General features: G+C 40.3%; 8 protein-coding genes, 12 tRNA genes and 1 rRNA gene. All 21 read left to right on the top strand.

All coding sequences use genetic code 11. The annotated features are described in order from the left end of the window. Positions 1-8: 8 nt before the first annotated feature. A 5S ribosomal RNA gene (gene rrf / locus AC4HAO_RS10870) occupies positions 9-124 on the top strand. Between the two features lie 114 nt (positions 125-238). After that, a tRNA-Val gene (locus tag AC4HAO_RS10865) sits at positions 239-311 on the top strand. Positions 312-314: 3 nt separating this feature from the next. After that, positions 315-385: transfer RNA gene (locus tag AC4HAO_RS10860), tRNA-Gly, on the top strand. 40 nt (positions 386-425) lie between these two features. Further along, a tRNA-Ile gene (locus AC4HAO_RS10855) sits at positions 426-499 on the top strand. A 5-nt stretch (positions 500-504) separates the two neighbouring features. Next, positions 505-576: transfer RNA gene (locus AC4HAO_RS10850), tRNA-Glu, on the top strand. A 5-nt stretch (positions 577-581) separates the two neighbouring features. Then, positions 582-671 (top strand) — tRNA-Ser (locus AC4HAO_RS10845). A 13-nt stretch (positions 672-684) separates the two neighbouring features. Next, a tRNA-Met gene (locus tag AC4HAO_RS10840) sits at positions 685-758 on the top strand. An 18-nt stretch (positions 759-776) separates the two neighbouring features. Beyond that, positions 777-849: transfer RNA gene (locus AC4HAO_RS10835), tRNA-Phe, on the top strand. A gap of 15 nt (positions 850-864) precedes the next feature. Next, a tRNA-Tyr gene (locus AC4HAO_RS10830) sits at positions 865-945 on the top strand. Positions 946-949: 4 nt separating this feature from the next. Next, positions 950-1,020: transfer RNA gene (locus tag AC4HAO_RS10825), tRNA-Trp, on the top strand. Positions 1,021-1,027: 7 nt separating this feature from the next. Continuing rightward, positions 1,028-1,100 (top strand) — tRNA-His (locus tag AC4HAO_RS10820). Positions 1,101-1,103: 3 nt separating this feature from the next. Further along, positions 1,104-1,175 (top strand) — tRNA-Gln (locus AC4HAO_RS10815). 14 nt (positions 1,176-1,189) lie between these two features. Continuing rightward, positions 1,190-1,273: transfer RNA gene (locus AC4HAO_RS10810), tRNA-Leu, on the top strand. A gap of 1,062 nt (positions 1,274-2,335) precedes the next feature. After that, positions 2,336-2,962, top strand: coding sequence for a sigma-70 RNA polymerase sigma factor region 4 domain-containing protein (locus AC4HAO_RS10805; RefSeq protein ID WP_447453129.1), 627 nt, complete (start codon positions 2,336-2,338; stop codon positions 2,960-2,962). Positions 2,963-3,278: 316 nt separating this feature from the next. Next, the gene (gene rplM / locus AC4HAO_RS10800) at positions 3,279-3,725 is read left to right on the top strand and encodes a 50S ribosomal protein L13 (protein WP_002962718.1); all 447 of its coding nucleotides are present in this window, start codon (positions 3,279-3,281) and stop codon (positions 3,723-3,725) included. Positions 3,726-3,746: 21 nt separating this feature from the next. Then, a complete protein-coding gene (gene rpsI, locus AC4HAO_RS10795) occupies positions 3,747-4,139 on the top strand; it encodes a 30S ribosomal protein S9 (RefSeq protein ID WP_447453128.1) in 393 nt (130 codons plus the stop codon). A 255-nt stretch (positions 4,140-4,394) separates the two neighbouring features. Next, a complete protein-coding gene (ruvB, locus tag AC4HAO_RS10790; RefSeq protein WP_491135344.1) occupies positions 4,395-5,393 on the top strand; it encodes a Holliday junction branch migration DNA helicase RuvB in 999 nt (332 codons plus the stop codon). Positions 5,394-5,437: 44 nt separating this feature from the next. Continuing rightward, positions 5,438-5,866, top strand: coding sequence for a low molecular weight protein-tyrosine-phosphatase (locus AC4HAO_RS10785; protein WP_447453126.1), 429 nt, complete (start codon positions 5,438-5,440; stop codon positions 5,864-5,866). Between the two features lie 13 nt (positions 5,867-5,879). Continuing rightward, a complete protein-coding gene (locus AC4HAO_RS10780; protein ID WP_491135345.1) occupies positions 5,880-6,275 on the top strand; it encodes an MORN repeat-containing protein in 396 nt (131 codons plus the stop codon). Continuing rightward, complete coding sequence (locus AC4HAO_RS10775; protein ID WP_491135343.1) at positions 6,265-8,046, top strand: acyltransferase family protein; 1,782 nt, start codon at positions 6,265-6,267, stop codon at positions 8,044-8,046. The genes AC4HAO_RS10780 and AC4HAO_RS10775 overlap by 11 nt, the downstream gene beginning before the upstream one ends. Positions 8,047-8,144: 98 nt before the next feature. Beyond that, positions 8,145-8,885: a hypothetical protein gene (locus AC4HAO_RS10770; RefSeq protein ID WP_491094042.1), complete on the top strand. Its 741-nt coding sequence runs from the start codon at positions 8,145-8,147 to the stop codon at positions 8,883-8,885. Positions 8,886-8,984 lie beyond the last annotated feature (99 nt).

Raw genomic sequence — 8,984 nt, 5'->3', positions numbered from 1 at the left:
ATTCATAGTTAAGTGACGCTAGCCTAGGAGAGACACCTGTACCCATGCCGAACACAGTCGTTAAGCCCTAGTACGCCTGAAGTAGTTGGAGGTTGCCTCCTGCGAGATAGGGGAGTTGCTTAGCATCATATAGGGAGTTTAGCTCAGTTAAAAGCGAGAGGGAATCGAGCTTTTAAACGGGGGATAGGGAAAGCGAAGCTTTCGACTGTTTCCCAGCTAGAGCTAAATTTTCGACCTAGGGAGTTTAGCTCAGCTGGGAGAGCATCTGCCTTACAAGCAGAGGGTCAGCGGTTCGATCCCGTTAACTCCCATTAGCGGGTGTAGTTTAGTGGTAAAACTACAGCCTTCCAAGCTGTTGTCGCGAGTTCGATTCTCGTCACCCGCTTTATAATGAAAATTATAAGTGCCAAACAGTTAGTTAGTTTGGGCGCATAGCTCAGCTGGTTAGAGCGCACGCCTGATAAGCGTGAGGTCGGTGGTTCGAGTCCACTTGTGCCCATGAAGGGTCCGTTGGTCAAGGGGTTAAGACACCGCCTTTTCACGGCGGTAACACGGGTTCGAATCCCGTACGGACTATTGTTGGAGGATTACCCAAGTCTGGCTGAAGGGAACGGTCTTGAAAACCGTCAGGCGTGTAACAGCGTGCGTGGGTTCGAATCCCACATCCTCCTTTACTAATAATATCGCGGGATGGAGCAGTTAGGTAGCTCGTCGGGCTCATAACCCGAAGGTCGTAGGTTCAAATCCTGCTCCCGCAATACCTATGGAGGTAGGAAGGCTCGGTAGCTCAGTTGGTAGAGCAATGGATTGAAGCTCCATGTGTCGGCGGTTCGATTCCGTCTCGCGCCATTTTGTATATATGATGGAAGGGTAGCGAAGAGGCTAAACGCGGCGGACTGTAAATCCGCTCCTTCGGGTTCGGGGGTTCGAATCCCTCCCCTTCCATTTTACGGGCATAGTTTAAAGGTAGAACTAAGGTCTCCAAAACCTTCAGTGTGGGTTCAATTCCTACTGCCCGTGTTATATGGCGAATGTGGTGAAGTGGTTAACACACCAGATTGTGGCTCTGGCATGCGTGGGTTCGATCCCCATCATTCGCCTATTGGGGTATAGCCAAGCGGTAAGGCAAGGGACTTTGACTCCCTCATGCGTTGGTTCGAATCCAGCTACCCCAGTTGATGCTATACTAGCCGGCGTGGCGGAATTGGCAGACGCGCTGGACTCAAAATCCAGTGTCCGCAAGGACGTGCCGGTTCGACCCCGGCCGCCGGTATACTTATGTTTTAGTCTCCTTGTTTGTTATTTCAGGGGGATTTTTTAGTTTTCCTGATTCTTCGGTATTTTCGATTTGTTAAATTTATGAATTTAGGGATTAGGGAACGAATATTTTTTGATCAGTAATTCATCACTGCAATTTCCTTATTTTTGTAGGGATTCACAGAAAGAGCGAGAGAGTAACACTTTGTTTAATAATTTTATAATGTGCGGTTCTGATGTGATGAGGAACTCGTATGCGGTTTTATAGAAATTACTTGTATTTGTCTTTTCGCAGACGTCAGCATTCTGGCAAGACTTGGCTTGGCAGACAGTTGGGATGGTATAGGTGTTCTTAATGAGATCTTTCTGGTATAAGAATTTTCATATTTGATGGTATGCTCTCTGATACGTGAATTTCCAGCTTCATAGTATCTCATTTTTTAAATGATTGAAAAGCTTTTGTAACTGAAGAGGGAGGCTTTACTCGGCTAGTGTCAGCAATTTATTAGGGAGTTATCCACTTGTCTGTCAGAAATATATGTACATAGGCGGATGCTGTTTGTCAGCTTTCTTTAGGTTTCTATCTATGACTAATTTTTTGCTTGGTAACAGCACTGACAGGTTTCTCATGGTGTTTTTCAGTCAGTAGTGTTAGAGAGTTTTCAATTTAAGAAAGATGTTTTAGGGTTACCTTGTGGGGTCAATCATTAGTGTAAACAATATCTTCAAACCAGCTTAGATTATGCAAGCTTGTGATAAACTTTTTAAAGGGGATTGAGGTTAAGTACAAGCTGTAATCTAGCCAATTTCTCAAGGAACTTCCCCAGTGATTAATTTGAAATATAGCATGTGTGAGTCTGATACTAATCGGAAAAAATTCAAATTTTAATAGCTATTTTTATAATTTTCTAAATTGAATACGAATAGATAGATGTGCAGATAAATTTGCATGTCTTATTTACTTTATTTTATGACAAAGGATTTTATAGTGGAATAGGTGACATCGATGTCACTATAAATTTTCTGAATCTTCTATTATAATCTTTATTGTCAAAATATTTTAAAAGGAGTTATGTTTATGGATAAGAAAAAATTGCGTGAGATTTTTAATCGGAGTTCAGCGCTTCCTCCTGAGGATGATGTAGAAGATGTAGTTGAGGAGCGCGAAGTTATTACAGCAGGTTTATTGTTTCTATTGAAAGAGGTACTAAGTATGGATGATGATGCATTTGTGGGAGCCTTTGATTCGGTTAAGAAAATCGTTCAAAAATTAGCACGTGAGTATTATATTAAATTGTGGGCACATGATGATTGGAAGCAGGAGGCGCAGATCATTTTGTATCAATTGTTGGAACGTTTTCCTGAGTTGATGCACGATGAAGAAAAATTACGCTCCTACTTTAAAACAAAATTTAGGAGTTACGTTCTTGATAATATCAGAAAACAAGAGAGTCAAAAGCGTGCATTTGATAAGATGATCTATGAAGAGATTTCTGAGCTCGGACATCGTATTCCTGACCATAAAATGGATACAGTTGATTATATTGCTTTGAAGGATAAGCTTAAGGAGTTGAAAACAAAGCTAAGTACGGAGGATTATAGGAAGCTCTTGCTTTTGATGCGAGGCGGTGCCTTTAAAGGACGCAGTGCTTTTATTAAAGATATCAAAATTGAATTTGATGATTTTGATGATGATCAAAATTAGGTAGTTTTGGTTGGGGATATTTGTTAACCATTCGTTGATTTGGAAAAGGCAAGAGATTCTTGCTTTTTTGTTCAGGTAATGTAGTTAGAAAAGAAATATGTCCCTATCGTATTTTGCCTTCTTTGAATAGGGCATCAATGCAGTGGAACTTTAGGGATAAAAAGTAAAGGAAAAGCACTTGACTTTGCCGGTTTAAATTTGGTATGATAATAAGCGGTATTGTTTACCCCATTTCAGAAGCCCCGGAAAGCTTTAGAAATATTTGTGGACTTGGAACATCCACACTGTAAACAAAAATGATGGTATAGGAGAAATCATGAATAAAACAACATACATGGCTAAGCCAGGCGAAGTTGAACGTAAATGGTATGTCGTGGACGCTACTGATGTACCGCTAGGCCGTTTGTCAGCGGTAGTGGCTAGCGTGCTTCGTGGGAAAAATAAACCAACTTTTACCCCTCACACTGATACTGGCGATTTTGTTATCGTTATCAATGCTGAAAAAGTTAAATTGACTGGTAAAAAAGCAACTGATAAAATTTATTACACTCACTCGATGTATCCAGGTGGTTTGAAACAAATCTCTGCTGGTGAGTTGCGTTCTAAAAATGCTGTTCGTTTAATTGAAAAATCAGTTAAAGGTATGCTTCCGCATAATACTCTTGGGCGTGCGCAAGGTATGAAGTTGAAAGTTTTTGTTGGTAGCGAGCACACTCATGCTGCACAGCAGCCAGAAGTTCTTGATATTTCAGGTCTTATCTAAGAGGAAAGGAGCATATTTTAAATGGTACAAGCACAATATACAGGTACTGGACGTCGTAAAAATGCCGTGGCACGTGTACGTTTGGTCCCAGGTACTGGTCAGATTACAGTAAACAAAAAAGATGTAGAAGAGTATATTCCGCATGCAGACCTACGTCTTGTTATTAACCAACCTTTTGCAGTTACGTCAACTGTTGGTTCATATGATGTTTTTGTTAATGTTGATGGCGGTGGCTATGCAGGCCAGTCAGGTGCAATCCGTCACGGTATTGCACGTGCATTGCTGCAAGTAGATCCGGATTTTCGCGATTCTTTGAAGCGCGCAGGTCTTCTTACACGTGATGCCCGCATGGTTGAACGTAAGAAACCAGGTCTTAAGAAAGCACGTAAAGCTAGTCAGTTCTCAAAACGTTAAGAACAGTTTTATATAAGTACTTACGAGCATTTTGCAAGTCTCTTGCAAGGTGCTTTTTTCGTTTGTGGGTATATATCAGAAAGGATCTTGAATGAGAGTGTCAGATGAATCATCTTTGTGTTTATGTCAGTAGCAATGGATAGTATATTACCTAGATTGTGGGTGTTTATCTACTAGATGTTTTTTAACATTGAAATGTAAAAATCTTTACTGTTAGGTGATTTTGGTAAGAAGCATTTGTGTTATAATGATAGCATGACTAGAATTTTGGATGATGAAATGTTAGAAAACGAAGGAGAGGTTGAACGTACCCTTCGCCCTCAAACATTTAAAGAGTATATTGGACAAGATAAGGTTAAGGACCAGTTAGCTATTTTCATTGAAGCTGCTAAAGGACGTGATGAGGCTCTAGATCACGTATTGTTATTTGGCCCTCCAGGCCTTGGAAAAACTACAATGGCTTTCGTGATTGCCAATGAATTAGGTGTTAATTTAAAACAAACGGCAGGTCCTGCAATTGAGAAGGCTGGTGATTTGGTAGCTATTCTCAATGATCTTGAACCGGGGGATGTACTGTTTATTGATGAAATCCACCGTATGCCAATGGCTGTTGAAGAAGTGTTGTACAGCGCCATGGAGGACTTTTACATTGATATTATGATTGGAGCAGGAGAAGCTAGCCGTAGTGTACACTTAGATTTGCCGCCTTTTACCTTGATCGGGGCAACGACTCGTGCTGGGATGCTTTCAAACCCTTTGCGAGCTCGCTTTGGCATCAATGGACATATGGAGTATTATGAAGCTGCTGATTTAACGGAGATCGTTGAACGTACCGCCGAGATTTTTGAAGCTGACATTACCCATGAGGCCGCGATTGAGCTTGCTAAACGCAGTAGAGGAACACCTCGTATTGCCAACCGACTATTAAAACGAGTTCGTGATTACGCCCAAATCATCGGTGATGGTATTATTGACGATGCCATTGCGGATAAAGCTTTAAATATGTTGGATGTAGATCAAGAAGGGTTGGATTATATCGATCAGAAAATCTTGCGAACTATGATTGATATGTATGGGGGAGGTCCTGTTGGTTTGGCTACCTTATCTATCAATATTTCTGAAGAACGTGAAACTGTTGAAGATATGTATGAGCCTTATCTGATTCAAAAAGGGTTTATTTTGCGGACGCGCTCAGGGCGTGTTGCGACGGCAAAGGCATACGAGCATCTGGGAATTGAAAAGCCTCTAAGCTAAACTGTTTCGTTATGTTTTTGTAATCTATATGATATAATATTGTTATGAAAAAAGTATGTTTTGTTTGTCTTGGAAATATTTGTCGCAGTCCGATGGCTGAGTTTGTGATGAAAAAATTGGTGGGTAAAAGAGATGTCCTGATTGAAAGTCGTGCAACCTCTTCTTGGGAGCACGGTAACCCAATCCATCGTGGGACGCAAAATGTTTTTAAGCAGCATGCCATTTTTTATGATACTTCTAAGGTATCGCAGCAGATTTCTCTAGATGATATGGAGAGATTTGATTATATACTTGGAATGGATCAGCAAAACGTCGAAGATTTGAGAAATAGTTTTCCTGCTTTTAGCAAGAAAATCCACTTATTTATTGCGGGAGGCGTACCGGATCCTTGGTATACGGGGGATTTTGAGGAGACTTATGCCTTGGTTGAGTCTGGATGTCGCAACTGGCTTTGTATTATTGACAGTGAATAATAGGGTAGATGTAATGAAAAAGATTGATTTAAGCAAGATTAGCAGGGAACAGGTAGAAATAGCAGCGGTTGTTGTTATTTTGATTTGCGCTTTGGCTATTTTGCTAATGCCTTTTGGTTCAAAGAAGACTTTGACCTTTGATAAAGGGAAGATTGTGTATACAGGTCATGTCAAAAATAATAAGATGAATGGACAAGGAAGGCTAACCTATAAAAATGGAGATAAATATAGCGGTGATTTTGTCAATGGTCAGTTTGAGGGAGAGGGTACTTTTACTTCTAAGAGCGGTTGGCGCTATAAGGGAGAATTTACTAAAGGTCAAGCTAATGGTCAGGGCACTTTGACAACAGCTGACGGACAAACGTACACGGGAAGGTTTAAACAAGGAATATATCAAGATGCGGATTAAGTGGTTTTCTTTTGTTAGGGTGACAGGACTGTTGTTAGTCTTGATTTATCACTTTTTTAAAAAAGCTCTGCCCGGTGGTTTTATCGGGGTAGATGTTTTTTTCGCTTTCTCTGGCTTCCTGATTACAGCTCTTTTAATTGATGAGTATCATCGTAAGCGGACAATTGATTTATTAGGTTTTTTTAAGCGGCGTTTCTATCGTATTGTACCTCCGGTTATCATTATGGTGCTTGTTACTATGCCCTTTACCCTGCTGGTTAGGAATGATTTTATTGCCAGTATTGGTAAGCAAATTGTTGCCGCTTTTGGTTTTATGACCAACTGGTATGAAATCTTTATTGGTAGTAATTATGAGAATCAATTTAATCCTCACCTTTTTCTGCATACTTGGAGTTTAGCAGTTGAGGTTCATTTTTATATTTTCTGGGGGATTTTAGTTTGGTGGTTATCAAAACGTAAGCTTTCTCAAAGTAATTTTCGTGGAGGGATTTTCTTAGCCTCTATTAGTCTGTTTTTTGTCAGCTATTTAACCATGTTTATCGGTAGCATTTTAGTAGACAATGTGTCCTTCAACTACTTTTCTACCTTTAGCCATAGTTTTCCATTTTATTTGGGTGCTATCTGTGCAACAATGTCTGGAGTTTCAGATACGACTAGGCGATTTGATAAAAATGTTGAGCGTTGGTCTTTGCAGCGAATCTTGTTGCAATTTATTGGAAGTTGGGCTGTTCTGCTCCTGTTGGGGCTGGTTTTAACCTATGAGGGCCGTTTGACCTACCTTTTTGGTTTTGCTCTAACTAGTCTCTTTGCCTGTCTCATGATTTATGCAGCTAGGGCTCTTCATGATAAGATACCAGAGGTTAAGGAGCCTGTGGTGATCACTTTCTTTTCTGATATCAGCTATGGGATTTATCTTTTTCACTGGCCATTTTACATTATCTTTTCTCAGTTAATGCCGAATTGGCTGGCGAGCTTACTGACCTTCATTCTATCTACAATTTTTGCGGCCTTCTCCTTCTACGTTATCGAACCAATGATTGCTGGCAAGGAGCCAAAAATGTTGGGAATGGACATTGATGTTGCTCCCTATAAAAGGTGGATTGGTGGATTTGCGGGTGTCTTAGCAGTGGTTAGTTTGTCTATCAGTTTATTAGCACCTAGACTTGGTGAATTTGAATCGGGAGTTCTAGTGGACTCTCTAAATCAGGCTGATACGAATATGACATTGATGAACCAGAGAACAGCAGGAGATGCTAATGCTTTAAATAATGTCTTAGTTATTGGGGATTCTGTTGCTTTACGCTCTCAAGATGCTTTTGCTCATAATATGTCTAATGCTCTGTTAGATGCTTCGGTCAGCCGAAGTTTTGATGCAGCCTTTGAGACTCTCCAAACGAATATTGAGGCTAATACATTGCCAGAAACAGTTGTCTTGGCTGTAGGAGTGAATTCACCAGATAATTATCAAGATGATATTCAGCAATTTTTGGATGCTCTGCCAGATGGCCATCGTTTGGTTTTGGTTACACCTTATGATTCTCAGGAGGATTCAAAGATGTCGGCCATTCGTGATTATGAGCTTCAATTGGCTGAGGATAATGGTTATGTAACGGTGGCTGATTGGTATCAAACCGCGCAAGATAATCCTGGCATTTGGGATGGTACAGATGGTGTTCATTATTCTCAGTCTACCAATGGAGCTGATCTCTATGTTCAAACGATTCAAGGTGCAGTTACTGAAGCTGCAAAAAGGCCCGCTAAGGGGCAATAAATTTAAATATTACAAATAGAAAACATCATCAATTTTTATTGACAGTAGCCAGCTTAGATGATAAGCTGGCCTTTAATGATATTGAAGAGGAGAAAAGAATGGCACGAAATACTTACCAGACTACACGACAGGAACAGAACTTTAGCAGGAGAAGGCGGCGTCCTCAAAAAAAATCGAAGGCAGGAAGAGTTGTTCTCACTCTGTTTTTCATTTTAGTGTTGCTAGGAGCTGGTGGAGCTTTCTATCGCTACCTTTCGGGGGATATAAATGGCGATTACCGTGCAACATCATTGGAAGAGAATATAAAAAAAGATGCCAGCGGAGAAGTTGGCGATACAGGCATCAAATACAGTGATATTATTACTGATGTCCATGTTGATGTTAATATCCATAATGAACAAGCAAAAGCAACAATCAGCTATAAGGTTAATGGAGAGGAAGCCTATAATATATATATGGCTGCCGTCAACGCAGAACTTGAGGGGGCTTCTGACGAGATAAAGCAAGCGGTCATGGAGCAGGTCCCTTCAAAAGAGGATATTATCAAGACTTTTAATGGTACGATTGCCCAAGGGGCGAAGTCAAGTGGATTGAGTTTTAAGGAAGAAACGGGTGAGGTTTCAGGAACGATTTTTAAGGGGAAGGTTAACCGCTGGACGAGAAAAATTGTTATTTCTTCCTATAACAAAGGGCTTTATCAGAATAATACTAATGGTAATGACAATAGCTTGCAAAGCTTGAAGCATTTTAATACAGGTGATTCTATGTCCTATGCTAAACAATCAGATGCTGTTACTTTGCGAGATCGTACGACCAATATCAAGATTAAGGAAAAATAATTTTGGCTCTCCATCACTATTTGTCAACTGTAGTGAGTGATTTGTTTTAACCTTTAGAGAAGACAGGCTTTGTCTTCTCTATTTGTATGTTCACAACAA

The sequence above is a fragment of the Streptococcus sp. ELY_137 genome (genome assembly GCF_058314515.1).
This window is presented reverse-complemented; position numbering and strand designations above follow the sequence as displayed.

Coding starts and splice junctions, on each gene's coding strand:
- AC4HAO_RS10805 (WP_447453129.1), top strand. CDS start 2,336: ATGGATAAGAAAAAATTGCGTGAGATTTTTAATCGGAGTTCAGCGCTT.
- rplM (WP_002962718.1), top strand. CDS start 3,279: ATGAATAAAACAACATACATGGCTAAGCCAGGCGAAGTTGAACGTAAA.
- rpsI (WP_447453128.1), top strand. CDS start 3,747: ATGGTACAAGCACAATATACAGGTACTGGACGTCGTAAAAATGCCGTG.
- ruvB (WP_491135344.1), top strand. CDS start 4,395: ATGACTAGAATTTTGGATGATGAAATGTTAGAAAACGAAGGAGAGGTT.
- AC4HAO_RS10785 (WP_447453126.1), top strand. CDS start 5,438: ATGAAAAAAGTATGTTTTGTTTGTCTTGGAAATATTTGTCGCAGTCCG.
- AC4HAO_RS10780 (WP_491135345.1), top strand. CDS start 5,880: ATGAAAAAGATTGATTTAAGCAAGATTAGCAGGGAACAGGTAGAAATA.
- AC4HAO_RS10775 (WP_491135343.1), top strand. CDS start 6,265: ATGCGGATTAAGTGGTTTTCTTTTGTTAGGGTGACAGGACTGTTGTTA.
- AC4HAO_RS10770 (WP_491094042.1), top strand. CDS start 8,145: ATGGCACGAAATACTTACCAGACTACACGACAGGAACAGAACTTTAGC.